General features: G+C 34.9%; 25 protein-coding genes. 12 read left to right on the plus strand and 13 right to left on the minus strand.

What is annotated here, in order from left to right:
- The first annotated feature begins 23 nt into the window (after nt 1-23).
- Nucleotides 24-557, plus strand: coding sequence for a hypothetical protein (locus K0U91_RS15385; protein WP_220179366.1), 534 nt, complete (start codon nt 24-26; stop codon nt 555-557).
- A 267-nt stretch (nt 558-824) separates the two neighbouring features.
- Here the strand turns inward: K0U91_RS15385 and K0U91_RS15390 are convergent, their stop codons facing one another.
- The 6 genes from K0U91_RS15390 to K0U91_RS15415 all read right to left on the minus strand — a co-directional run bounded on the left by K0U91_RS15390 (nt 825) and on the right by K0U91_RS15415 (nt 9,182).
- Entirely contained in the window at nt 825-2,318 is a 1,494-nt protein-coding gene (locus K0U91_RS15390) for a hypothetical protein (protein ID WP_220179367.1), read from the minus strand.
- A 415-nt stretch (nt 2,319-2,733) separates the two neighbouring features.
- Complete coding sequence (locus K0U91_RS15395; protein ID WP_220179368.1) at nt 2,734-5,334, minus strand: COG1470 family protein; 2,601 nt, start codon at nt 5,332-5,334, stop codon at nt 2,734-2,736.
- Between the two features lie 201 nt (nt 5,335-5,535).
- Nucleotides 5,536-6,558, minus strand: coding sequence for a hypothetical protein (locus K0U91_RS15400; RefSeq protein WP_258319551.1), 1,023 nt, complete (start codon nt 6,556-6,558; stop codon nt 5,536-5,538).
- On the minus strand, nt 6,551-7,342 hold the full coding sequence (locus K0U91_RS15405) for a fimbrial biogenesis chaperone (protein ID WP_220179369.1): 792 nt from the start codon (nt 7,340-7,342) through the stop codon (nt 6,551-6,553). The genes K0U91_RS15400 and K0U91_RS15405 overlap by 8 nt, the downstream gene beginning before the upstream one ends.
- 69 nt (nt 7,343-7,411) lie before the next feature.
- A complete protein-coding gene (locus K0U91_RS15410; protein ID WP_219968871.1) occupies nt 7,412-7,933 on the minus strand; it encodes a hypothetical protein in 522 nt (173 codons plus the stop codon).
- A 403-nt stretch (nt 7,934-8,336) separates the two neighbouring features.
- Nucleotides 8,337-9,182 (minus strand): helix-turn-helix domain-containing protein, encoded by an 846-nt coding sequence (locus tag K0U91_RS15415; RefSeq protein WP_219968870.1) that lies wholly within the window; start codon nt 9,180-9,182, stop codon nt 8,337-8,339.
- A gap of 315 nt (nt 9,183-9,497) precedes the next feature.
- On the opposite strand from K0U91_RS15415, the gene K0U91_RS15420 reads away from it, so the two are divergent.
- The 3 genes from K0U91_RS15420 (at nt 9,498) to K0U91_RS15430 (ending at nt 11,097) form a co-directional block, all read left to right on the plus strand.
- The gene (locus K0U91_RS15420) at nt 9,498-9,854 is read left to right on the plus strand and encodes a response regulator (protein WP_220179370.1); all 357 of its coding nucleotides are present in this window, start codon (nt 9,498-9,500) and stop codon (nt 9,852-9,854) included.
- Between the two features lie 206 nt (nt 9,855-10,060).
- The gene (locus K0U91_RS15425; protein WP_220179371.1) at nt 10,061-10,417 is read left to right on the plus strand and encodes a response regulator; all 357 of its coding nucleotides are present in this window, start codon (nt 10,061-10,063) and stop codon (nt 10,415-10,417) included.
- Between the two features lie 74 nt (nt 10,418-10,491).
- Nucleotides 10,492-11,097, plus strand: coding sequence for a DNA-3-methyladenine glycosylase (locus K0U91_RS15430; RefSeq protein ID WP_220179372.1), 606 nt, complete (start codon nt 10,492-10,494; stop codon nt 11,095-11,097).
- A 95-nt stretch (nt 11,098-11,192) separates the two neighbouring features.
- On the opposite strand, the gene K0U91_RS15435 is transcribed toward K0U91_RS15430, so the two are convergent.
- Nucleotides 11,193-11,789: a Crp/Fnr family transcriptional regulator gene (locus tag K0U91_RS15435; RefSeq protein WP_219968866.1), complete on the minus strand. Its 597-nt coding sequence runs from the start codon at nt 11,787-11,789 to the stop codon at nt 11,193-11,195.
- 425 nt (nt 11,790-12,214) lie between these two features.
- Here K0U91_RS15435 and K0U91_RS15440 point away from each other — a divergent pair, with 425 nt between their 5' ends.
- The 6 genes from K0U91_RS15440 to K0U91_RS15465 all read left to right on the plus strand — a co-directional run bounded on the left by K0U91_RS15440 (nt 12,215) and on the right by K0U91_RS15465 (nt 16,120).
- Nucleotides 12,215-12,463 (plus strand): hypothetical protein, encoded by a 249-nt coding sequence (locus K0U91_RS15440; RefSeq protein WP_258561848.1) that lies wholly within the window; start codon nt 12,215-12,217, stop codon nt 12,461-12,463.
- 230 nt (nt 12,464-12,693) lie between these two features.
- Complete coding sequence (locus K0U91_RS15445) at nt 12,694-13,098, plus strand: hypothetical protein (protein ID WP_219968864.1); 405 nt, start codon at nt 12,694-12,696, stop codon at nt 13,096-13,098.
- A gap of 51 nt (nt 13,099-13,149) precedes the next feature.
- Nucleotides 13,150-13,848, plus strand: coding sequence for a DUF1826 domain-containing protein (locus K0U91_RS15450; RefSeq protein ID WP_220179374.1), 699 nt, complete (start codon nt 13,150-13,152; stop codon nt 13,846-13,848).
- Between the two features lie 62 nt (nt 13,849-13,910).
- On the plus strand, nt 13,911-14,708 hold the full coding sequence (locus tag K0U91_RS15455; protein WP_220179375.1) for an alpha/beta fold hydrolase: 798 nt from the start codon (nt 13,911-13,913) through the stop codon (nt 14,706-14,708).
- Nucleotides 14,698-15,804: a sensor histidine kinase gene (locus K0U91_RS15460; protein ID WP_220179376.1), complete on the plus strand. Its 1,107-nt coding sequence runs from the start codon at nt 14,698-14,700 to the stop codon at nt 15,802-15,804. The genes K0U91_RS15455 and K0U91_RS15460 overlap by 11 nt, the downstream gene beginning before the upstream one ends.
- A 115-nt stretch (nt 15,805-15,919) precedes the next feature.
- On the plus strand, nt 15,920-16,120 hold the full coding sequence (locus K0U91_RS15465; RefSeq protein WP_220179377.1) for a hypervirulence associated TUDOR domain-containing protein: 201 nt from the start codon (nt 15,920-15,922) through the stop codon (nt 16,118-16,120).
- A 68-nt stretch (nt 16,121-16,188) separates the two neighbouring features.
- On the opposite strand, the gene K0U91_RS15470 is transcribed toward K0U91_RS15465, so the two are convergent.
- On the minus strand, nt 16,189-16,380 hold the full coding sequence (locus tag K0U91_RS15470) for a cold-shock protein (protein ID WP_219968859.1): 192 nt from the start codon (nt 16,378-16,380) through the stop codon (nt 16,189-16,191).
- Nucleotides 16,381-16,761: 381 nt separating this feature from the next.
- Here K0U91_RS15470 and K0U91_RS15475 point away from each other — a divergent pair, with 381 nt between their 5' ends.
- Both K0U91_RS15475 and K0U91_RS15480 read left to right on the plus strand, forming a co-directional pair.
- Nucleotides 16,762-17,199 (plus strand): cupin domain-containing protein, encoded by a 438-nt coding sequence (locus tag K0U91_RS15475; RefSeq protein WP_220179378.1) that lies wholly within the window; start codon nt 16,762-16,764, stop codon nt 17,197-17,199.
- A gap of 128 nt (nt 17,200-17,327) precedes the next feature.
- Nucleotides 17,328-18,752, plus strand: coding sequence for an SDR family oxidoreductase (locus K0U91_RS15480; RefSeq protein WP_220179379.1), 1,425 nt, complete (start codon nt 17,328-17,330; stop codon nt 18,750-18,752).
- Between the two features lie 114 nt (nt 18,753-18,866).
- On the opposite strand, the gene K0U91_RS15485 is transcribed toward K0U91_RS15480, so the two are convergent.
- The 5 genes from K0U91_RS15485 to egtB form a co-directional block, all read right to left on the minus strand.
- Nucleotides 18,867-19,172, minus strand: a complete 306-nt coding sequence (locus K0U91_RS15485; protein WP_220179380.1) for a hypothetical protein — start codon at nt 19,170-19,172, stop codon at nt 18,867-18,869.
- A 198-nt stretch (nt 19,173-19,370) separates the two neighbouring features.
- Complete coding sequence (locus tag K0U91_RS15490) at nt 19,371-20,543, minus strand: MalY/PatB family protein (RefSeq protein WP_219968855.1); 1,173 nt, start codon at nt 20,541-20,543, stop codon at nt 19,371-19,373.
- A 10-nt stretch (nt 20,544-20,553) separates the two neighbouring features.
- A complete protein-coding gene (locus tag K0U91_RS15495) occupies nt 20,554-22,119 on the minus strand; it encodes an ABC transporter permease/substrate-binding protein (RefSeq protein ID WP_220179381.1) in 1,566 nt (521 codons plus the stop codon).
- Nucleotides 22,116-23,024, minus strand: a complete 909-nt coding sequence (locus tag K0U91_RS15500) for an ABC transporter ATP-binding protein (RefSeq protein WP_220179382.1) — start codon at nt 23,022-23,024, stop codon at nt 22,116-22,118. The genes K0U91_RS15495 and K0U91_RS15500 overlap by 4 nt, the downstream gene beginning before the upstream one ends.
- 6 nt (nt 23,025-23,030) lie before the next feature.
- Nucleotides 23,031-24,224 (minus strand): ergothioneine biosynthesis protein EgtB, encoded by a 1,194-nt coding sequence (gene egtB, locus K0U91_RS15505; RefSeq protein ID WP_220179383.1) that lies wholly within the window; start codon nt 24,222-24,224, stop codon nt 23,031-23,033.
- Nucleotides 24,225-24,229: the final 5 nt, after the last annotated feature.

A 24,229-nucleotide genomic window follows, 5' to 3' on the forward strand; every position in this document is an offset into this window, starting at 1 on the left:
GTTAATAATTAAAGAAAATTAAAATGAAAAATATATTCACAGTACTATTTGCATTATTTTCAGTATTTGTTTTTTCCCAAGTAGCTATCGGGAAAACAACAGTGGCTTCACCATCGGTCTCCTTAGATTTCGGAACTGAAAACAAAGGAATTGTTTTGCCATGGGTTACCTCTACAGGCGCAGTTACCGGTGTGGTAAATGGAACAATGGTTTATGATCTTACTGATAAAAAAGTAAAAGTAAAATATAATGCAGCCTGGAAGGACTTATCTGTAAATACTCAAGGTACTACAGTTGATCCTTTGACTTCTATTGACGGAGTTACCATTCAAAATGCAGGGACCGAAGATATACTTGCGAAAGTGGCAATAGGAACGCTTTCTGGAACCCCCGGTATTTTAGTTCTGGAAGATTCTGACAAGGCAATGGTTTTGCCAAAAGTTGCTAGTCCGCATCTTAACATCATTAATCCGGCTCCCGGAATGATTGTTTATGATACGTTCAATAAGCAGCTGGCTGTTTTTAACGGTAACGTCTGGTCTTTCTGGAAACAGTAAAATTATTAACATCACTATAAATGAAGCCACTTCTTTTCGAAGTGGCTTTTTTGCTCAATCAATTTAACATACAAGATCTGACGTGGTTTTTACGTTTTTCAGTTATAGAGGCGTACCCATCAGTAATCAAATGCTTTCAATGCTGACTTTAATTATAATCTTTTTATGAACAAACCATTTCATTGAATAAGAAAAGCCATTCTGCTGAATGGCTCTCCTTGTTCCTTTATAAGTGGTCTTATCATTTTAGTTTTCTCAATTCAGAAATTATTTAATCGTAATTGACATATTCGGAACCACAATATCACCTGTAGACCCGGAATAACGTTGTGCAAATATTTCTATATAATCATTATTCACAAGTTCTGTAGTTCCGTTGATAGGAATTACCACAATATCATTAGTAGCCGAGCCTCTTCCGTATACTTTGAACTGGCTTAGCACCGTTCCGTTCTTTGCAATATAGATAATATACGTTCCTGCTGCAGGCACCTGAAAAGATACAGAACCTGTAATCTGGAATATTCTCTTGTTTTTCCCAACATACTTTAATCTGTTTGGTACTCCGTCTGTTGAAAATCTAAATAAATTTGAAGAGGTAGAAATTGAGCTTAAAGTACCAATTTTCACAATATTACTTGGATTGCTAGTGTTGAAACTAACTCCTATACCACTTCCTACAGCATAGTCTACGGTAAAATCTCCAACTGCATTGTTGTCAGATTCTGTCGGGATGCCGGAAGATCTTACGATCCAGTTATTATTAAAATTATATCCGGGAAATGTTCCTGTAGTATATGGCTTAATATAACCTGCCGAATTGGTACCTGTAAAAACTACAGATTCCAAAATTCCGCTTCCTACTGACAGACCGGCCGTAGAAACATCAAAGCCAGTCGCGGTACCAAGTTCTACATGACTGAAACCACCCTGTTTTTCAACCAGACTAAATGCACCTGTCAACTTTTCGTAAGTGCCTGAATTATTACCGAACCAACCCAAATTACTGAGCAATAACTGCGATATGTTGTTGTAGGTGATCCCATTGGTATTCCCTATAAATTGTACAATGCTTAAGAAAACCAAGCCAAAGCCGGAAATTGTTCCTACAGAATTGGAGCCTGTAACCACACAATCTCTGAACACAAGGTTTTGTGCAGCGGTTCCATTAAGATTAAATACATTTCCTCCTGTAGCAGTTATTGTAACATTTTTTATACTTCCTCCTGTAGCGCCTTCGAAAATATTCCCGGTTGGACGTATAATAATATCATTATTGGTATCTATGCCCTGAATATATGAATTGTTGATATCGATAGGAAAATCAAACTGTACCTGGCCATTAATCTCATATAAAGTATTGGCATTCATCACATATTTTGATCCGCCACCCGCTGCTAGTTCAGCAGATAGTACGGTAGATAAAACATCTGTCGATTTTATACGCTTAAAATTTGATCTGGCAGTTAAACCACTACTTACAGGCGACCAAGACGCTGTAGAACTCGTATAATAATGAAACAATTTTAATGTAGTATCGTATACAAGTAAGCCATCTACAGGTGTAGAAATTGCTATTCTCTGTGCTGTGGTCATCCTTGGAGCCAACATTCCTTTCGTTGTAGAGCTGAGATCTAATATAGAACTTGCATCTGGCGTCGTAGTACCAATTCCTACCTGAGAAAAAGCTAAGTTACAACATAGAAAAAGTGCTAACAGCGATAATTTTTGATAATAACTAAAAATAAAGATCTTAATCATAATGGGTATATTTTATTAAATTCAAAATGTTAAAATAACCATTATCTGAGTTCGATCAACTTCGCTCAAAAAGCTGTGTCAATTGATTATAAGACTTAAAAACTGAGAACACACGATAAATAAGATTATTAAATACCTGCAAATGTAATCTAAATAAAACATAAAATACTATGATTTTGCTCATAATAATCAATTATATTTTTTTATTATTATAAAATTTTTAATAATATTTTGTTTTTATTAAAAATTCATTAACATCTATTTTCAGTAAATATCAGGTATCAAGCCGAGAACTGCTAGAAATTGAAAATAAATCAATACGCCAAATGATGACTGTAGGCAAAGATTTAGATAATAAAATTTTAAATTATAATTATAAAAAAGATAAAGATTATTATAAAATATTAAGAATATTTTAATTACCAAATTTTTTTGTATTGATTTTCTTTTCCTTTACTTTGATGATAAAATCAGGAACTGTTGATATTTTCCCTGCTGTAATCTGGATTTTCTGAGTTTTAATTTCTGAGAAAGTATTATTGGGAAGTGACGATTCGCTCAGAACGACTGTGTAATCTCCGGTCGGAAGAAAAGAGCTGAAATTACCTTCATCGTCCGTAAATATTTTCTGCACGGGCTGATCATCTTTTAAAATACTGAAGGTAATGCCAGAGCCTCTTCGCTCAAAATCAACTGCAGTTTTTACATTATAATCGAATGAAACCTTCCCTTTTAGAGAACCATTTTGATGAAGAGGTATCAAAAGATCATGAACATAGCCGTCTACATTAAATTCAGCTTCGTCATAGTACCACCCTTGCTGGATCAACTGTTTCAGATTATATTTTCCAAAAGGAACGCCTTTATATGATGCTTCACCAAATTTATTGGTCTGCAATGCGACATTATTGATAGTGAGAATATAATCTGCGGCAGGCTCTTCATTTTCATCATAGATATTGTTGCCATTGGTATCGTAAAAAGCATATGCTTTAATATTAGATTTTTTAGAAGAGTTTAAAACATTTTTACGGAGATTTAAACTAACGCCAACTTCAAATGTCATAATGCTGCTATTAACAGCTCCTGAAGAATAGTTATACCAAGATGAATTTAAAAATGCACTAAAATTTTTTCCGCTATATTTTGAATTGATAAAAGCAGATGGCGACTTGCCATAGACTGCATCATCAATATAGGATACTCCGGTGCTGAAAATAATTTTATCTTTAAAAAAGCTGTCATTATAAAACAGAGAGAAAGTCATCTTTCTGTATTCTTCCGTTCCTATTAATGTTGAAAATGCATATTCGGACAAGTAATAGCTCCCTGACTGAAAAATAGTATTGATATTGAATTTTTTGAAGCTGTAATTACCACTTAATTTCATCTGAAACTGCTTAGTTTCAGATGATGGGTATTTGACCAGTCCTGTCTCTATACCTACTATCAGAGTTTGCCTAGAAGGACTATTGACCCAGGATATCTGCTCAATTATACGATGAGCTGTCATACGTCTGACATCCTGATCGTTCCAGCCAGAAAACAGATTATTATAGCTGTTTGAACCTTCATTTTGATATTGATACAGTATATTGAATGTAAAATCTTTTACTTTAGGAAACCTGTTCCCGATCTCAAATCTTTTATTTTGCGACAGCTGAGCCCTGTCATAGAAGAAAAACTTTGGTGAGAAATCAGAAATACTGATGTTTGCATGCAGACTCTGTTTTTTAATCTGAGTCGAAATGTTCTGCTGCAACAACAGACTTCCTCTTCTGTTTCCGGGATAGTAATCTGAACTGTAGAAATAATTCCCGTTGAGATAAAACTGATCAATTTTCCCCGAATAATTAGTTTCAGCGGCCATAGAAGGCTTTACAGAAGTTTGAGATTCATACACACTTACTCCGCCGTTAAGCTTTGCATTGACTCTCCAGAATTCATTAAAGTCATAGTTGCCTTCAGTTCCCAAAGTGTGATGCTTCACCTTTTCGAACGGATCATGGCGGTAAATATAAGCGGCAGATAAATTCCGGGTACTGTTGTTAGACTGTAGAGTTCCTTTCGTAAAAAAGCCGTATCCGTTTTTTAGCCAGCCGTTCTTTTCGGTAAGATTAAAATTCTGATCTACGAAACCTACTTCCAGCTTCTGATTTTTCGAAAATGTATGAACGTACTCAGCACCTCTTCCAACAAGAGTCATATCCAAAAGCTTATTGATGCTTCCCACATTGTATTCGCTTTTTCCCTGTCTGAAAATAAGATTGGTATTGGTGACCAATGGATTTTGTTGGCTGTTTAGAATGGCGATATTTCCTCTTACAAATAGAGATCCTGCGGACAGATTAACTCCTCCGGAACCTGTTATCTGAAAAATATCTACTTCTTTTCCAACTTTTCTGTAGCTCGTGGTAATCTGGTTCTGATTTTCTTCTGAAAAATTATACAGATCAAGATTCTGGTATTTCTGAACACTTGATATATTCTGTACACTTATATTAGCAGAACCAAACAGTTCTTTTTCAGGATTTCTGAAGCCCGTAATGCTAATCACAAAATTAGACTGTCTTGCTAAAGCTTTTGACGGAAGATAGGTAAAGGTAAATACAGAATCTTTTTTAGCCTTGATGCTTGCATTCTGTTCAAAAAAAATATTGGGTTCTGACGGGTCCGGAAATTTGCAGACTACCGTAAGATCCTGAGTAACATTTCCTGTATTTGAAACTTTCACTTTAACTGAAATGGGATCATCTGCTAAAGATCGATAATAAGAGGTCACAAGCGGACTGATCGTAAGACTGGAATCTATATTGATGATATGCTGAATCTCTTTCTGAACCATTAAAGCTCCCGACTGGCTTAGAAGTCTGGTAACAATTACAGAAGTTCCTGCATCAGCAGCTTCATCAATCATCATTTTTACGGGTATATATCTGACTTCGTTTGGTCCTAAAGTGATCTGGAGATCTTCACCATTAATGTTTTTGAAACCTTTTGGGCATACAAAATTCAATTTTCCCTGAAAAATTTCTGATTGTTGATTTTTGACAGTAATGACCAAATTGAGCAGCCTTGATTTTTGTGCTGATGCAATATTTTCAACATCTAAAATAATATTTGATTCAATTTTTTGTGCGCGAAAATTACTGCCCCCAAAAAGAAACAACATTATACTTAGAAAAAGCTTTAATTTGAAAAAACGCATTGAAAAATATTATTGAGGCATAATTTCGTACTGAAGCGTTGTAGCATAATCTTCAGGCTTTGCATTGATCAGGCGTTCATCTTGCGGAGATGTAAAATATTTTATATCGTAATTATAAGATGTATTTTGAGAACTGATAGCCTGAGCCAACGTTTGGCTCGACATATTTAAAGTGATAGGATGTACCGTCTGATTCGGATGATCCAGAGGTGACAGCAACAAATGAATAACCCCTACAGGAATAGAAGTGCCCGTAGAAGAAATAAGATCGTTTTGCAGCGATCTTACTTTAATCTGAAAATTGCCTGTACTTGTTACCATCAATCCGTTTGAGTACGTAACAGAAGTTCCGTTAATATAATCCTGCATACTTTTAAACTCTAAAACACCATTCGCTGCATTCATATTTATTTTGAGTGTCATCACATCGGCCGGTGGTGTTCCTGTAATATTACCGATCTGAAACTGAAACTGATGACTTATCTTCCCTATAACAGAGTTGTACTGATCGTATGCTGTAAACTCAACAGGTGCCGTAAATTTTGTCCATGCCGGAAAGGCTGCGAGATATGAACCTCCTAAGGCCGTCATGGCATATTTCAACTGCAGATTATAATAACCATTAGGCTTTGCAGGTACATTATACAGCGGCGCATTAGACTGAGGAATCAAAAAAACTTCACTATTTTCCTGAAGCATTACATTCAAAGAAGCACCAATCTCAGCAATTGACGGTATTGGGTTGGGATATGACTGGCCGGTAGATGAGATCGGCTGAAAAGCTATTTTATTCGCAGGAATGATATAGGCACCATCGTTAGACTGAATACTCTGCTTGAGTCTTACCGACAGCTTCCAGTAAGGTAAATTGATATTTCCATTTCCTGCAAATGTTACGGTATAGGCATCAGGGTTTGTTTCACCACTGTATGAACTGATCTGCATATACCCATTGACCCACGAGGTAAAGGAAACCTGTGCTTTTGCAGATATACATATGAAAATAAATAGTAAAAAATGAAATTTACTCATAATTAAAATTTAATTCTCCAATCTCCAACGATGAAGGGTCTCCGTAGTCGATCATTACCGATGCATTGTAAGATCCTTTTTCAAGCACACTTCCCATCGGAATAGTGATTTTTCTGAGATCACCTGGTAAGGTATAAAAAACTATATCATCAACTGGAACTTTTTTCCCTGTACTGGTGTTGATGATTTCGGTTGAGATCTTTCCGTCTACCCAGATCGAAGACTGATTTTCAAATTGTAAAGCCAGATTGCTTTTAGCTTTATCAAATTTCAGATCTTTTATTTCGACTTTTTTGGTAACAGCCTCTGCAGATTTATGGAATATTTTAATACCCGAGCGAATACTTACCTTAATATTTGCACCTTTACTGTCTACATCATCCACAGGATTCATTTGGCTGATGTACAAAAGCGCGGTGTGCGAAGAAAGAGTATCTTTAGCAATAGCGGGAACCGTGATGGTAACATCCAGCTCCTTTCGTTCTCCAGGCGCCAGTGTAAAATAATTGTCACTTTTTTTTACAGAAATCCAGCTTGCACAAGAATTCTTCAATGTATTGGCAGCGTGCATCATGTTTTCTCCGTATTGGTCATATTGCCAGTCACCAAGACTTACTGCAAGATCAAGAGAATTTTTTGTGCTTACGTTGGTTACCGTAATTTTTTGCGTACTGCTGCTTCCTGATCCGGAGTCGAAATATACTCTGGGAGGCGAGACTGAGATACCGGTCTGAGCACTGATCTGGATCACTAAAAAATAAAACAGGAAAGTAATTTTATTCATTATAATTTTTTAAAATAAAAAAAGTGTCACAGTTTCTCATGACACTTATTAATTTTGATCCGAAACCAATTATTGGCTTACGATCGTATAAGTCAATTCAGTAGTATATACTGTAGGGTCCTGACCTGCGATATAATTGTCTATATACGCATTAGCACCTGCACCCTTATACTCTATGTTGATTTTTTTGTTTACACCACCAGTTGTAGATGTTACCAAAGTAGCTTCATTAGCTGATAACTGTACGTTTTGTGCATACTGAGCTCCATTTACAGCCTCAGATCCTGCAGTAGCTTTAATCTGGATCGTGTTTGCCTGGATACTCTTACCACCATTTTGCATAGCTGCATTAGCACTTTTTACTTTCACCTGAAAACCTCCTGTACTGAATACGTTCAAATGATCCGCATTAACAGAAGTTACACCATTGGCATAGTCATCTTTTGTTACGTAATCAAGGTTTACGATTTTTTGAGCGTTATTTACCACCAATGTTTGAATTGGCTTTAATCTAACGTTTAATGTTACATTTTGAGCATTAACTGTTGCGAACCCCAAGACAGCAAGGGAGCCCATCACGAATTGTTTCATTTAAAATTGTTTAATTGTTTCTTAGTAAGTTTCTGGGTGCAAAATTACTCACTTTTGACATTATGGAATTGTGAAAAAATACCTAAATATTGTGAAATTTAACAGTGATTTAAAACAATGTTAACAGTTTGTTTTTATTAAATTATCAATCATAATATTAATATATTAACTATAATTCAATATGATTTATTTATGAAGAAAATAATTTGATGACTTTAAATATTATGTAAACATATTGAGAAAGAATATTTAAAATAAAAAACTATTCATCGCATAGTATTATTATTAAAAAAGTATATTTTACTCCTATAAATTTAAATAATCAGAAATATGTTGAATGATTAATTTTCAGTCAGAAAGACGAAAACAGAAAAAAAGATAAATTGGCAGGCTAATTCGTTTGCTAAATTGTAACAACTCTCAACTCAGACGGTTTTTTACCGGTATGTTTTTTTATAAAATTACTAAAGTTACCTTCATCACTAAATCCCATATCGTAAGAAATCTCAGAAATCGTCATATCTGAATATTTTATAGCTTTCTCACATTCAAGTTTAATTTTATCAATAATGATCTGCTTTGCCGATTTGCCATAAACATATTCTGTCATTTCGGTAAGCCTTCTCGCAGATAATCTCAACTCATCTGCATAATAAGAAACTTTTTTTGCAGTTTTGAAATCGCGCTGAAGCAAAATTTTAAATCTGTTCACATTTGAAACAAACATTAAGCGTTCGTCATTTTCACTATGGTGTTCTTCAACGTGCAAGTAGGCATCCAAAATCAAAGCTTCAATTGCGTTATGTACCGCTGAAATATAAAGGCTTTCGTCTTTATCTTTAAATTTTGACAATCGCTCTACCAATATAATCTTATTGTAATCGGTATTGCCAAAATAGGGAGCAATAAAAATTTCTGATTGAAAATTATAGAATACCTGAGAATTCAGGAAGAGACTGTCTTTAGATGACCGATCGTAGAAATCTGATGAAAATGCGATTACATAAATCTCTTTACGATAGGCATCACCGAATTCAACATCTTTCTGTGGGCCTATAAAAACAGCATTTCCCCCTTTTATATTGTAGTTGATTTGCCCTACGGTAAGCTCAAGATCTTCTGAAACCAAATATATATTGTAAAAATTTGAGGTATTAAACTTATTGCTGTAATTATTTCTTTTAATAATGTCGCTCACCAAAGTGATACTAAAACCTATTTTTTCAAGTTGATTTGTTATTGTATACATCAGAACATTAGTTTAAATCCCATTACCGAGACGCTAAAATACAAAAATAAACAGTTATTAATATTAATAAATTGTAATAATACACTTATATGTGATGATTCATTTAAAATCAGGATCTTTTACAACTAAATATTTAATTATTATTTAAAATCATTGAAAACTTACACAGACAGTACCATTATCGTATACTTTTTCCCCATAGTAGAAACATAATGATTTATTTGTTTAAATACAGGATGTAAGTCAATGCATAATTATAAATTGTGAAATAATCTATTGTTTTTTTATATATTTACAATAAATTATGAATAATTCATGAAAAAGAAAGTTGTCCTTATTCAGGATAATGCTGAGATTTTGGATGCGATGGATGAAGTTTTGAAAGATGAGGGCTATCAGGTAACCTCTTCATTGACTACTGAGCCTATCGAAAAAATTGAACATATTGAGCCCGATGTCATTATTGTTGATGATCACATTAAGGGCCATAAAAAAGGTTCTGAGGTTATAGAAGAAATAAAATCTGATCCTCAAACTGAGGATTTATCAGCAATCCTTACCTCCACATCTATTAATCTAAAAGAGAAAGCAGACGAATGCGGAGCAGATGATTATATTGAAAAGCCATTTGATATAGATCACCTTATTGAGGTTGTCAAAAAAAATACCTAGTTATGTTATGTGTTAACACCTTTTGGCAATTCAAAACTTATTTCATTAATTATTAAAATGTATTTATAATAAGGTCTGATTCTTTTTCAGATCTTTTTTGTGAAATCTACTTAACATTACTATATCCAAAATCATTTAAAAGATAAACGATTTAAAAATATTTATTTTTTCTTGCATAGTTGGCTTTGTTTTTGCCAAGCAAGGGTATGAAAACTATTTTTATTGTAGAAGATGAGACAGGCATTAGAGATGCATTGCAATTGCTCCTGTCATTTGAAAATTATGATGTACGTTCTTTTTCTACCGTAAAGGCGTTCAACGAAAGGGACAAATCTGCAGTTCCTGATATTTTTATACTGGATGTGATGCTTCCCGACGGATTGGGTACAGATTTGTGCAATCAGCTTAAAAAAGAACCGGAAACTTTTGATATTCCCGTTGTTATTATCAGTGCACATGCTAAGGCTGAAAATATCATCAATTCTTGTGAGGCAGATGAATTTATTCCTAAACCTTTTGACATAGATGATGTTCTGATGAAGATTGAAAGACTGACTAATTAGGCAGATAAGATTAATATACAATTTACATATGATTTATTAGTTTTATGCAATCAAATATCCACCTGTAAATTTTCTTGAAACTACCTCGCTCATACTATCATCATACTGACGCCGCCTTTCTTGCAAAAGATTTGTTAGGAAAAGTATTGTTGACCTGCAAAGATGGCAACTTAACCGCCGGGATTATTGTAGAAACAGAAGCCTATTTTGGTGTCGATGACAAAGCATCGCACGCATTCGGCGGAAAACGGACATCCCGCACTGAGGCGATGTATCAGGAAGGCGGCACGGCTTACGTTTATCTATGTTATGGCATTCATCATCTGCTGAATATTGTTACATCAGTTGAAAATGATCCCAAGTGCGTCCTTATCCGGGGCATTGAACCTTTAATAGGTTTAGAATTCATGGAAATAAGAAGAAAAATGAAGGCTACCAGGAAAGAAATTTCATCAGGACCCGGCTCTGTTGCAAAAGCGCTGGGAATAGATTCTTCATTTAATCAAAAAATATTCACAGGAGACGAAATATACATTGAAGATCATGGGATATCTTACGAAAGTTCCCAAATCAGCACTGCAGCAAGAATCGGCATTTCGTATGCGCAGGAACATGCAGATTTGCCTTTACGCTTTTATGTAGCAGATTCTAAATATGCAAAAAAACATAATTTGAATTAATAATATTAAAGTTTTTTTGTAATGCTTATAGGTTTCACCTCATACAATTTCAAAGATTGTAATTGAAGAAAATCATTACTCATTTCAAGACCCTTTTAATAAAAAATTTTTCCGTCCACGATTTTTACAAAGTTTTCCTTCTCCATCAATTTAACGATCCTTACCACAGTCTCCGTTCTCAGGCCGGTCATTCCAGCTAACTGTTTTCTGGTATAAGGTATCTCATACTGAAAACGTCTGAACTTCTTTTCTTTAATTTTGAGGTAATCAATCACCGCCATGATCCTGTTTCGGGAGTCGCTGTAAGCCACTTTGTTCATAAGTATCTGATGATAATTAATATGCAGGCAGGTGTATTCATACAACTTGACTGTTGTCTCAGGATTTTTTTCCAAAAGCTTATAAAATTCATCTCTACCCAAAGCATAAACTGTGATCTGACTTAAAGCAACTGCATTAACCGTATAAAGACTTTCCGAAAAGAGAAATGTTTCCCCTACGGGATCTCCTATTCCGGAAATCTGGTGAATAAACTCATTTAGCCCAATCTTGTCACTGGTAATTTTTAGGCTTCCGCTTTTGATCTGATAATAGTTGTAAGGATATGTATGTGTTGAAATAAGATACTCATCTTTTTCCAGAGTGATAATCTGAGCTCCATGTGCTTTCAGCAATTGTTCATCAATAATCATAATCTGCCATTTAATGATTAAGAAAGTTCAGGTTACGTTTAAGAATAAACAAAAGATGAGCTTTACGTATAATTTACTAAGATACAAAGAATTACTCAGAGATATTGTGATTAAGGTCACAATCACACTTTACCCTGATATGATACATTTAAAGATTAATTTTCATTTTATAATGAATACTTTAGTTTAAAAACAATTATCTATTCAGAGTATGTTTTAAAACATACTTTTTACGAAATACATTTATTATCTTTAAAACCTGAAATCTGAGATCGGAACTTCCCTTCTAAATAATTGTACAGTACGAAATTTTCATGAATTATAAACTTGAGCGCCAGCTAAAGGACTCACACTCTAAAATAATATTTAATAACATATTTTTTGACACCTTTAAAATAAACATTATTGAACGATATACGGGGCGGATGAATTTTAATCCTACTCTATTAGAAGTTTACATTAAAGTAAGAACATTAGATGACCAACTTATCAAAAAGAAAGATGGCAATATCCGAATACATCTTGTTGGTGAAGAATTTATGATCTATAAGAGACTCGCTGGAGTTTTTAATTCGCTACGATATCAAAATAAACTTGAAGTCCGCGAAAGTGCAGATCAGGATTTCGTCTATTTTATTATCCGGCTGGTGATTGCTAGTTATGAACTAAGCTGATAAAGTATAATACTTAATATTCACGGGCCTTAAACGATAATATATAGAAATCAGCTATTTAAAAAAACTGTATCATTACTATTTAATATTAATACAATTTGCCTTCAAAAGCTGTACTCCGTGTATATAAATACCAGGTCTTTAAATCCTACCATTTCAGCCTTTTCTATAATTTTGGCTATTACTATTTAATGATTAACTTTACTTTTCACTGAATTAATCTTTATCCTATGAAAAAAATAATACTGTTTCTATTATTTCCTTTCTTTTTAACTGCCTGTGGTGACGATTGCTATAATGCACCGCAGCCGATTCTCTTCGAATTTGTAAATGCTGATAACGAAAACCTGATTACAAATGGAACTCTTGGTACATTTTCGATACGTGATGAAAACCAAGTGGGAATACAGTTGACCAAAACAGATGACGGAAAAGTTATTTTAGAAAATGTAGGATCGTATAACGGCACGAAAAATTACACTTTTTATTCTTCAGTTAGGGTTTTTGATTTTTCTATAGAGTCTTCTGAATTTAATAGTGGATGTGAGGGTTACCAGATCGACAAATTGACCTTTAAAGGTATCGGCATTGATGTCACAGATGAAAAGGGATATTATAAGATTATACTGAAATAAGGAAATTTTGCCTTAAACTTTTCGCATTTAAAATTGACAACTCCACAACTTATGGTCCATACATTTTCTGACAACGATCAAATCAGAGTAGTTTCTTCTTTTTCAGAACTTATAAATACTCATTTTACGGAAACCCAAAATACGGTTGGCTGGCTCAGAAATTTGGATGGAGATTTTAAAGAAATAGTATCAAAACTTCAATTAAATGAAAGCATAACTGAAGTTTACCCGAAAGATATTTTGGAGTTGCAACTATCAAAAGAAGGCAGCATTGCACGGGAAATTATCCTGCAAGATTTACAATTATTAACAGATTTCGGAGCAAAACCATCACTTAATTTACTCAAAAATTACGAACGAGATACAGAGCTTGACTTCATTTCAACAGATGTATATTCTTATCATATCGACCGCTCTCCCATCGCTACCGATACTTTTTTGTGCACGTATTATGGTGCTGCAAGCGATATTTTACCTAATGAAAAGGCTGTGCAAAAAATTTTAATCCCTGAAATCAGAGAAAAACTGAAAGAACTACACAACGATACTGATGCAGAATTCGAAAACTTTTTGGAAGACTGCTGTTTTGATCTGCACTATCAGCCAAAACCCAATGCACAGCCAATAAATTTAGGCATAGGAAATCTTTGGAAATTAGCTGTAGATTATCCTGATCAAAAAGCTTTGCCCTGCATTCATCGTGCTCCTGTAGAAAATGATGGTGAATATCGATTGTTGTTGATTTGCTGACAGATCAGATCAAATGGAAGAAATAAAAATTAAATCATTAAATTTACACAAACTATTGATTAATGGGTGTTCTCAAAAGAAACAATGTCACTGTAAGCGGGAATGGAGAAAATGTGCTTTTTTTTGCTCATGGCTTTGGTTGTGATCAGAATATGTGGCGCTATGTGGCACCTGCATTTCAGGATAATTATACAATAGTACTTTTCGATCATGTAGGCGCAGGAAAATCAGATCTTACTGCATATTCTTTTGAAAAATATGATCAGCTTGATGGCTATGTGGATGACATCATCGAGATCGCCAGAGAGCTTACTATCAATAATGCAGTATTTGTAGGACATTCTGTAAGTGCAGTGATGGGACTTATGGCTGCAAACATTGCTCCCGAACTTTTCAAAAGCCTGATACTGGTGGCGCCATCACCATCATATATTAATCAGGATGGTTATGTAGGCGGATTCAGCAGACCTGAGATTGATGAACTGCTTGAATCATTAAACAGCAATCATTTGGGATGGTCTATGACAATGGCACCTGTCATTATGGGAAATCCTGATCGAGAAGAGCTGGGTAACGAGCTTGCAAACAGCTTTTGCAATACTGACCCTGAAATCGCTAAACATTTTGCCCGTACTACCTTTTTAACAGACAAAAGATATATTTTACCTGATACGAATGTGCCTGTACTTATACTCCAGTGCAGCAATGATGTAATTGCGCCTGCAGAAGTTGGACGCTACATGCACAAAAACATTCCCGAAAGCAAACTTGTCATTATGAATGCAACCGGGCATTGTCCCAATTTGAGTGCTCCGGAGGAAACCATTGCAGCGATTAGAAATTTTTTACATGAATCATAATTCGGCTCCCCTTTCAGAAGATTTTGACGATTTTTTTGAATCTTCTTTGTGCGGATTTGTCGTTACCGATCGTGATGGAAAAATCACCCGCATCAACAGATGTGCAGCGATATGGCTCAATGGAAGTGCAGATCAATTTCTTGAAAAACGTTTTTCTGAAATTTTATCAGTTGGCAGTAAGATTTATTTCGAAACTCATCTTTTTCCTTTGCTCCGTATGCAGGGACAATTTGACGAAGTGGCTGCCGAATTGATGGATACGGGTAATGGAAGAATGCCTGTTTACATCAATGGATATGAAAGAAGAGATGAAAATAATCAGCCCCAATTTATGCGATTCACCTTATTTAAGGGTTCAGACAGAAGACTTTATGAGGAAAATCTTAAAATAGCCAAAAAACTTGCAGAGACAGAACTTAATATAGAAAAGCAAAATGCAGTCATCAGAGAGCAGTTCATAGCAGTTTTGGGTCATGATCTGCGGAATCCGCTTGGTGGCATTATGAGTGCAGCTCAATTACTTACAAGATCAGACTTATATGACCGTGATAAAAAACTGGTAAGTATCATACACAACAGCTCAAAAAGGATGTACGAGATGATCAATAACATCATGGATCTCGCACGAGGCAGATTGGGTGGAGGTATTTCGATCAATCCGGTTGCTGTAGATTTAAAGGAGCTGCTGGATCAGGTGAGTGACGAATTACAGGTAAGATGGCCACAAAGAACTATTGAATCAAGATATAATGTCAACAATTTGATAGATTGCGATGCAGCACGCATTTCACAGATGGTTTCTAATCTTTTGGCTAATGCCATTACACACGGATCGTCTGATACTCCAGTGCTGTTAAAAGCCGAAGCGAATGACCGGTTTTGGGAAATTTCGGTAACCAATGAGGGCAACCCAATACCTGAAGAAATTTTAAAAAATCTATTTCATCCTTTCCATCGAAATCATTCAGAATCTCAGCACAATGGTTTGGGTCTGGGATTATACATAGCATCAGAAATTGCAAAATCACATAATGGCGTACTGACGGTTACTTCAGATAATAAACAAACCTGCTTTACATTTCGTGCTCAATTGTAAGTTTTCAATTTTACCGTAGAATTTAAAATGATTATTTTCAACAATAAATCATTAGTATCATTTTTGTACTAAAAAATTATCATAATATTTTTTAAGACTTATAAATTTGATAATTATGCTAAAAAAAGGAGACCATGTAAAATGGCAGTTTCAAAATGGAGAAACTTACTGGATCATCACTGAAATTCATACAAAAGATTTTATATTTATGAATCGCCGGCGCAGAGCATCTGAAGATCAGCCTCAATACGAGGTCATCAGTGAAAAGACTGGCAAAAAAGCAGTACATAAAGGCTCCGCTTTAAAGAAAAATTAAGCATACAAAAAAGAGCAGATAAAATAATTATCTGCTCTTATATAACGTTTGAAAGTTATTTAATGAAGTTAAACTAATTTAACGTTAACTGCATTAACTCCTTTGTTTCCATTTTGTAAATCGAATGTTACGACATCATTTTCACGAATGTTATCTACTAAACCTGAAGTATGTACGAAAACGTCTTGACCACCTGTTGATGGAGTAATAAAACCAAATCCTTTGGTATCGTTAAAGAATTTTACTGTTCCTTGTTGCATTGTAATATGTATTAAAAATTATTGTTCTTATTTAAAAGGATTACATCCTTAAGTGCTTTGATCTAAAAAACCAAAACGATAATAAATTTTTGAAAAAAAAATATGGATGAGTAAAATTTAAGAGCGAAAAATCGAACTTCTTAAAAGGTAGAACACCTAAATATTAATAACAAAATTGAGCGGCTGTTGTGATGTCTGAGTTAATAATCTCATTCAGTCTGATCAGTTGCCTTATTATTCTACAAACCTACAACAATTAAATGACATACACAATTTAAAGTGAGAATTATTTTAAAACATGTGAATGAAGATATATTTTTACATTAAAAAAATAAATTACGGTATAATGATTTAAATTTGACTTTATATAATTAACTAAAAATGGAAAAATTAGCCAAATTTATATTAGTCCTGTTTATTGGTGCTTTTGCACAGTTAGGATATGCTCAAAAAGCCATCTCAACAAAAGAATCAAACAGGTACACGATAGAAGACTGTGTGAACACTTTTGATGTGAATAAAGCTGTAAAAACGAAATCGGGTTATCAATATTGGTTTGCAGATAAAAAAAATACTGAAGAGAATACCTTGAAAATGAGCATTGTTGAGCCTGGGAAATCTACACACGAACCTCATCGCCATCCCGAGGAAGAATTTTTCTATATACTCGAAGGAAAAGCCACTTTTTATCTTGACGGCAACACAGTGGAAGCCGGACCAAATACCAGTTTGTATTGTCCTCCGAATGCCGAACATGGTATAAGCAACGCAGGAAACAGCAACCTAAAATATTTGGTTATTAAAAAAGATTTACGATAAAATAATCATTAGGATTAAATTGATCTTGCTTTAATATTATTTTATCATTCCATTTGAGATGTTTTTGGCTGACTTCTTGCCATCTGTAAATGGAATGGCAGCATGATAGTTCAAAAATTAAATTTTTTATGAAAATATTTCTTACAGGTGCAACCGGCTACATTGGTAAAAGGCTTCTTATTCAACTTCTTTCCGGTGGGCATGAAGTCATTTGCTCTGTAAGAGACAGCAGAAGATTTGACACAAGCCTGTATACAAATCATAAGCACAATCTCACCATTATCGAACAAGATTTTACTGATGAGAAAACGCTGAAACCAATCGACCAAGACATAGATGTCGCGTATTATCTTATTCATTCCATGTCTGCAAATAATAATTTTAGTGAATCTGAAAAAATCTCTTCTAAAAATTTTTCTAAATTAATTTCCGGGACCCGATGTCGACAGGTGATCTACCTAACCGGAATTGTTAATTCTGAAGTATTATCTAAACATTTGCAATCCAGAAAAGATGTTGAGGAGCAACTAAAGTCACCCAACTACAAGCTAACTGTTCTAAGAGCAGGTATCATCATTGGATCAGGTTCTGCTTCTTTTGAAATCATAAGGGATCTTGTGGAAAAACTGCCTGTAATGGTTGCACCTAAATGGTTGAAAACACTTTGCCAGCCGATAGCTGTGCGTAACGTAATCGAGTTTTTAACTGGTGTCATTGACAAAGAATATACTTTTAACCGGCATTTTGACATCGCAGGACCCGATATTTTATCATACAAACAAATGCTTTTAATATTTGCAGAAGAACGAAAGCTAAAAAGAACCATTATATCCGTTCCGGTTTTAAGTCCTAAAATCTCTTCGTATTGGTTATATTTTATCACTTCTACTACTTATGCTCTTGCAAAAAATCTTGTAGACAGCATGAAAATCGATGTAGTTGCCGAAAAGAATGATCTAGCGAATAAGCTAAACATTAAACTCCTGAGTTATCGTGAAAGCTTAAAACTGAGCTTTGATAAAATTGAGCAAAATGACGTACTTTCAACATGGTATGATTCATTCGGAGATTATAGATATTCAAAAAACGTGTGGAATTTTTTAGAAGTTCCTAATAAAGGTGTATTTAAGGATAGAAAAGAAAGAAATATTGTAGATGAACAGCACACTATTCAGAAGATTTTCGGGATTGGCGGAAAGAATGGGTGGTACCATGCTGATTATTTGTGGAGCATCAGAGGGTTGATCGATAAGCTGTTTGGCGGTGTTGGTCTGAAAAGAGGCAGAAAAAATCAGGAGATGCTTTCAGCCGGAGACTCTCTTGATTTTTGGAGGGTTTTGTATGCAAGCCGCGATGAAAAAAGATTACTCTTATTTGCCGAAATGAAATTGCCGGGAGAAGCATGGCTCGACTTTCAGATTAAGGATGGAAAACTCATACAGGAAGCAACTTTTCGTCCGGTAGGTTTATTGGGTAGACTGTATTGGTATGCTTTCCTACCCTTTCATGGATATATTTTTAACGGAATGATTAAAAAATTAATAACCGGTTAAAATAAAATTCTCGCATAGTTCATCATAATATTAATCCTAATATCTCTATTTAGCATTATTTGTTACTTTTGATTATTTGAATATATATAAATACTCGTGATACCAATTCAAATTTTATCTTCTAATTGTTCCAGAAGATTCACCAACCTGAGAATTTTGTGATGAACCGTTTTGAGTGTTTTGTGACGAACCATTTCGAGAGTTTTGCGATGAATCTATTCTGGAAGGATTTGGAATAGCCGCATTCTGAGATTCCTTGTTCAGACTATCTGTTGGCATTGATGAAGAGTTGTTAGTAGGAATGCTGTTGTTATCGGCAGATGCCGAATCTGTATTGTTTGAAGACTCTTTAGATGCATTTTTTGTGCAGCTGATGATCGCAAACGCTAAAACAAGTACTGTAGTGATAACTAATTTCATATTTATTTCTTTGGTGTACTCAAATTTATCATTATCATCACGAGGAAATTATGACTTTGCGCATACCATACAGTAATTTTGAAATATTAATCAATCGGAATCAGAAAAACCAGTAATCGAGTGGATTTGATGTTTAAATTAAAATAGATTAGAATATTTCTAAAAGCTTATACTTTATTATAAATCATACCTAAATCATTATGATTCTTGAACTTTAAGATAGAAATTTTCAAGCCGCTTGAGACCTTCAATCAAAACTATTCTCGGACAGCCAATATTTATTCTTAAAAAACCTTCTCCTGCGGCTCCGTACATTGTTCCTGAGTTTAGCCAGAGTTTTTCTTCCTCTAGTAAAATTTCTGATAATTCCTGGGATGTTTTTTTTATAAGACTGCAATCTAGCCAAACCAGGTAGGTAGCTTCTAAAGTGATCACTTTAATGTCAGGCAGATATTCTTCAATATAATTTTTTAGATACAGAAAGTTTTGATATACATATTCTTTCAATTCCTCCATCCATATTTTTCCATTTTTGTATGCGGCAATCAATGCTTCAACAGCGATAGGATTCGGATAATCTGTTTCCTGAATCTGCAGCGTTTTCTGAATTTTATTTAAATATTTTGCATGATTACCAACTACGTACGAAATCGGCAAACCCGCCAAATTAAACGTTTTGCAAGGTGATCCACAAGTAAAAGAAACAAGATCATGATTTTCGGCGATCGATGCAAAAGCAATATGATGATGGCCTTCAAAAACCAGATCTGCATGGATCTCATCTGAAACAACGATAACCTTATTTCTCGAACAAATCTCAGCAATTTTTTCAAGTTCAATTTTTGACCAAACTTTACCCACGGGATTGTGAGGATTGCAGAGTAATAAAAGTTTGGTGTTCGGATCCGAAGTTTTTGCTTCAAGATCAACGTAATCTATCTGATAATTGCCGTTTTGAAAGATCAGATTATTCTCAACAATACCAAACTGACAGTTTTTACCAATGGTGTAAAAGTGATTGTAAACTGGTGGTTGAATAATTATATTCTCACCGGATTTCACAAAAGTTCTTACAATAGCGGATAGTGTCGGGATCATTCCTGGACCGGGTAAGATCCATTCTTTTTTGATATTAAACTGATGATTTATTGCCCACCAATCAATAATCGCTTCAAAAAAGGCGGGTGGAGTAATGCTGTAACCAAAAACTCCCTGCGATATCTTGTTCACAAGTGCTTCAGTAATTTCGGGCACTGTTTTAAAATCCATATCTGCGACCCACATTGGCAACACTTCTTGATTTTCAGCCAGATCCCATTTTACAGAATTGGTATTTTTTCTGTCAATGATTTCGTCAAAATTATATTTCATCTTTCTCCTGTTAATTTGAATCGAGATAATGTTTCAGATCTGATATTGTCTTTATTTTAAGTTCTTTAGAGTGCGTTTTTCGCATCATCAATGCATAAGAATTATTAAATCCGAGCGGCTGCAGCCATTGAATTCCATATTGCTTTTGAAATTCGGAATTGACGTAATTATAGGTACTCTCAGAATTTTTGGCAACAGATGAAAGTTTTTTTTCGTCAGTTTTTAATAAAACTAAAAGTCCGGTTCCGGTATATTCAGGGTAAAAATCGATGGCATCATTCATCAATGCATCAAAGCAAATTTTAGTTCCGCCCAATCCTGTTTTGGTTTCTACTTTGTAATCGGTATAGCCTTCAATTAACATTTTATAAACTTCTGCCAGAATATACTGCTCCCCGAAAATTTTTGACCCGATCACAATCGTTCCGGCATTTTTGTTTCGTGGATTTTTAAACAAATGAGATTTTATTAAAAAATCTCTGCCTATCTTTTCGGGGGTCTGATGTAGATAATCTGATTGATAATTAAGATCTGTCATTATAGAGTCTGTGAACTTTCCTGCTAACAGATTAAGCGTTTTTTCAAGGTCAGGAAATTTCTGTAAAGTTTTTGTTTTAATAATTGGCGCAGCAAAATAAGGCGGAAAAATCTTCTTGTCATCTTCTAAAACATATAAATCATAGGCTTTAATCCTGCCGTCCGTAGAATATCCGCTGATCAGATCGAGCTCGCCTTCATAAGCTGCTTTGTACATGATTGCATCACTGACAACTTTTGGATTCACATTCAAACCGTACACAGAACGCAAACCGAGATTACCATCCTGCCTTCCCATAAATTCCGGTGTGAAGCCCGCTTTTAATTTTTGGTCAGACTTAGATGTAAGCCAATAACCTGCTCCAACAACTACAAATATGGCAGGAATGGCATATCTTAATCTTCGAAGATTATAATATTTAATTTTTTGAAAAATAGCAATGAGCTTATCCAACAAAACAGCCAATAATGCAGCAGGAATTGCTCCAGCCAAAATCATATTGGTATTGTTTAATGAGATTCCTCCAAAAATAAATTCACCCAAACCACCAGCTGCAACAAAAGATGCCAAAGTTGCCACCCCGACATTGATGACCGCCGCCGTTCTGATTCCTGCAATAATAACTGGCATTGCCAATGGAAGTTCAACCTTAAAAAGCAATTGCATCCGATTCATTCCCACCGCTTTTGCGGCTTCTATGACTGCAGAATTTACCTCCGTAATTCCTGTGTAAGTATTTCGGATAATCGGTAACAAAGCGTAGATCAGTAAGGCAGCAATTGCAGGTGTTACACCAATTCCAAAAGCCGGAATCATAAAACCCAGCAGGGCAATACTCGGAATGGTCTGTAAAATTCCTGCAAAACCCAAAACAGGGCCTGATAATTTTCTTTTTCGGGCAATCAATATTCCTAGTGGCAAGCCGATGATAATTGCCAAAAGCAGTGATAAAAAAGTCAGCCCCAGATGTTGCACAACCTGAGTCAGTAATTTTTCTTGCTGGCTGATAACAAACTGCCATAGAGTTTGCTGTGTCATACAATCTGTAATTTTCGGTACTCGTTAAACGCTTTGATCACCGCTTCGTATTGGTCTGTGTTTTTATTGTCCGAACTTAATTTCTGTAATATTTTCCAGATAGTAGAATCTTTTTGAAAACCAATTTTAAGATCGGCAAGAAATGGGAAAAGTTCTTTTAAAACGGTGACTTTATATTCTAGTAATAATCTGTTTTCTGCGAAGAAATTTTTAACAAAATCATTTTTAGGATGATAAAGGATTTCTTTTGGTGTTCCTACTTGAATGATCTTTCCTTTATCCATTAAACAGATGCGATGTCCCAGTTCAAAAGCTTCCTGAACGTCATGAGTGACGAGAATAATCGTCTTATTTTTTAATTCCTCTAAAGATTTAAATTCTGAATGAATAGTAGCTTTCGTAATGTTGTCTAATGCGCCAAATGGCTCGTCCATCAATAAAATAGGAGGATTAGCAATCAATGCTCTGGCAATTCCTACTCTTTGCTGCTGACCGCCACTTAATTCGCTTGGAAAAAGATTGAGAATATCTGCAGAAAGGTTAAGTTTGTGTAAAAGTTCTTCTGTGCGGCTTTCGATCTTTTTTTTGTCCCATTTCAGGAGCTTTGGAACTGTTGATATATTTTCTTTAATTGTGTAGTGTGGAAACAAACCCGAATTCTGCATCACAAAACCAATTCTCATCCGCAGGTTCTCTACTTTTTGATCACGGATATTTTTTCCGTCAATGAGAATATTTCCTGAGTCAGCTTCAATCAGCCGGTTGATCATTTTCAGGGTCGTTGTTTTGCCACAACCGCTTATCCCCAAAAGTACCAAAATTTCTTTATCATTTGCATGAAAGGAAATATCGTCTACTGCTCTTCTTCCATCAAAATTTTTGGAGACTGATTCAACTGTGATCATACGAAACTATTTAGCCAATCTGATTCCTGTGAACTGCCATTGCAGATGGGTCGGGAAAAAATTGCGGTAGGTATTTCTGCTGTGACCTGCAGGAGTCGCTTCTGAGGCCCCACGAAGAACAGTCTGGTTAACCATGAATTTTCCATTGTATTCTCCGACAGCACCTGCTTCTTTTTTGAAACCGGGATAAGGCAAATAAGCAGAGTTGGTCCATTCCCAACGTTTTCCCCAATCGAAAAGTTCTGATGCAACTTCCCATTCTGCTTCGGTTGGTAAACGCATTTCTTTCCAGGTAGCAAAAGCTGCCGCTTCAAAGAAACTGATATGACAAAGTGGTTCATTAAGGTTAATTTCCTTTAAGCCATTTAAGGTGTAATGCATCCATTTCCCATCAACAAAATGCCAATATAATGGAGAGTTTGCACTGTTCTGTTTTACCCAGTCCCAACCTTCAGCATGCCAATGTCTGAAATCTGAGTAACCTTCAGCTTCCATAAATTGCAGATATTTTCCGTTGGTCACGAGATGGTTTGAAATTTCAAAATCATTCAGGTACACTTTGTGCCTTCCTAATTCATTATCAAAACAAAAACCTTCACCTTCAAAACCAATTTCATAAACTCCTTCGCAAATTCTAATCATTTCCGGTTGAGTAACGGTTTGATCTTTATCTGTAATCTCCTTTTTGTAGGCAGGAAAAAGCGGATTATGTCCTAAAATATATTTAATATCTGTCAATAATAATTCCTGGTGTTGCTGCTCATGATTTAAGCCTAATTCCAACAAAGCTTCAATGCTTTCATTCATTAATTTATTTTGAAGAAAATCATTCATTCTTTCATCAACATATTCTCTGTATCTGTAAACGTCAGCAACAGAGGGACGGCTAAGATTTCCTCTATCTGTACGGATTACTCTTGCACCAACCGTTTCATAATAGCTATTGAACACAAAATTATATTGCGTATCAAAAACTTTATAATCCGGAATATTAGGAATGAGAATAAAGGTCTCAAAAAACCAGGTGGTATGTCCTAAGTGCCATTTGGGTGGACTAACATCTATGATGGGCTGCACGACATAATCTTCTATTTCCAGAGGCTGGCAAATTGCAACGGAGTGATTTCTAATGTCTGAGTAGCGTTTTACCCAGTTTGTAGCAATAATTTCTTCAATGTTTAAAGTTGGATCTACTTTCATCTCAA

This window comes from Chryseobacterium sp. LJ668, assembly GCF_019613955.1.
GTDB lineage: Bacteria > Bacteroidota > Bacteroidia > Flavobacteriales > Weeksellaceae > Chryseobacterium.

Coding starts and splice junctions, on each gene's coding strand:
- K0U91_RS15385 (WP_220179366.1), top strand. CDS start 24: ATGAAAAATATATTCACAGTACTATTTGCATTATTTTCAGTATTTGTT.
- K0U91_RS15390 (WP_220179367.1), bottom strand. CDS start 2,318: ATGATTAAGATCTTTATTTTTAGTTATTATCAAAAATTATCGCTGTTA.
- K0U91_RS15400 (WP_258319551.1), bottom strand. CDS start 6,558: ATGAGTAAATTTCATTTTTTACTATTTATTTTCATATGTATATCTGCA.
- K0U91_RS15405 (WP_220179369.1), bottom strand. CDS start 7,342: ATGAATAAAATTACTTTCCTGTTTTATTTTTTAGTGATCCAGATCAGT.
- K0U91_RS15410 (WP_219968871.1), bottom strand. CDS start 7,933: ATGAAACAATTCGTGATGGGCTCCCTTGCTGTCTTGGGGTTCGCAACA.
- K0U91_RS15415 (WP_219968870.1), bottom strand. CDS start 9,182: ATGTATACAATAACAAATCAACTTGAAAAAATAGGTTTTAGTATCACT.
- K0U91_RS15420 (WP_220179370.1), top strand. CDS start 9,498: ATGAAAAAGAAAGTTGTCCTTATTCAGGATAATGCTGAGATTTTGGAT.
- K0U91_RS15425 (WP_220179371.1), top strand. CDS start 10,061: ATGAAAACTATTTTTATTGTAGAAGATGAGACAGGCATTAGAGATGCA.
- K0U91_RS15435 (WP_219968866.1), bottom strand. CDS start 11,789: ATGATTATTGATGAACAATTGCTGAAAGCACATGGAGCTCAGATTATC.
- K0U91_RS15440 (WP_258561848.1), top strand. CDS start 12,215: ATGAATTTTAATCCTACTCTATTAGAAGTTTACATTAAAGTAAGAACA.
- K0U91_RS15445 (WP_219968864.1), top strand. CDS start 12,694: ATGAAAAAAATAATACTGTTTCTATTATTTCCTTTCTTTTTAACTGCC.
- K0U91_RS15450 (WP_220179374.1), top strand. CDS start 13,150: ATGGTCCATACATTTTCTGACAACGATCAAATCAGAGTAGTTTCTTCT.
- K0U91_RS15455 (WP_220179375.1), top strand. CDS start 13,911: ATGGGTGTTCTCAAAAGAAACAATGTCACTGTAAGCGGGAATGGAGAA.
- K0U91_RS15460 (WP_220179376.1), top strand. CDS start 14,698: ATGAATCATAATTCGGCTCCCCTTTCAGAAGATTTTGACGATTTTTTT.
- K0U91_RS15465 (WP_220179377.1), top strand. CDS start 15,920: ATGCTAAAAAAAGGAGACCATGTAAAATGGCAGTTTCAAAATGGAGAA.
- K0U91_RS15470 (WP_219968859.1), bottom strand. CDS start 16,380: ATGCAACAAGGAACAGTAAAATTCTTTAACGATACCAAAGGATTTGGT.
- K0U91_RS15475 (WP_220179378.1), top strand. CDS start 16,762: ATGGAAAAATTAGCCAAATTTATATTAGTCCTGTTTATTGGTGCTTTT.
- K0U91_RS15480 (WP_220179379.1), top strand. CDS start 17,328: ATGAAAATATTTCTTACAGGTGCAACCGGCTACATTGGTAAAAGGCTT.
- K0U91_RS15485 (WP_220179380.1), bottom strand. CDS start 19,172: ATGAAATTAGTTATCACTACAGTACTTGTTTTAGCGTTTGCGATCATC.
- K0U91_RS15490 (WP_219968855.1), bottom strand. CDS start 20,543: ATGAAATATAATTTTGACGAAATCATTGACAGAAAAAATACCAATTCT.
- K0U91_RS15495 (WP_220179381.1), bottom strand. CDS start 22,119: ATGACACAGCAAACTCTATGGCAGTTTGTTATCAGCCAGCAAGAAAAA.
- K0U91_RS15500 (WP_220179382.1), bottom strand. CDS start 23,024: ATGATCACAGTTGAATCAGTCTCCAAAAATTTTGATGGAAGAAGAGCA.
- egtB (WP_220179383.1), bottom strand. CDS start 24,224: ATGAAAGTAGATCCAACTTTAAACATTGAAGAAATTATTGCTACAAAC.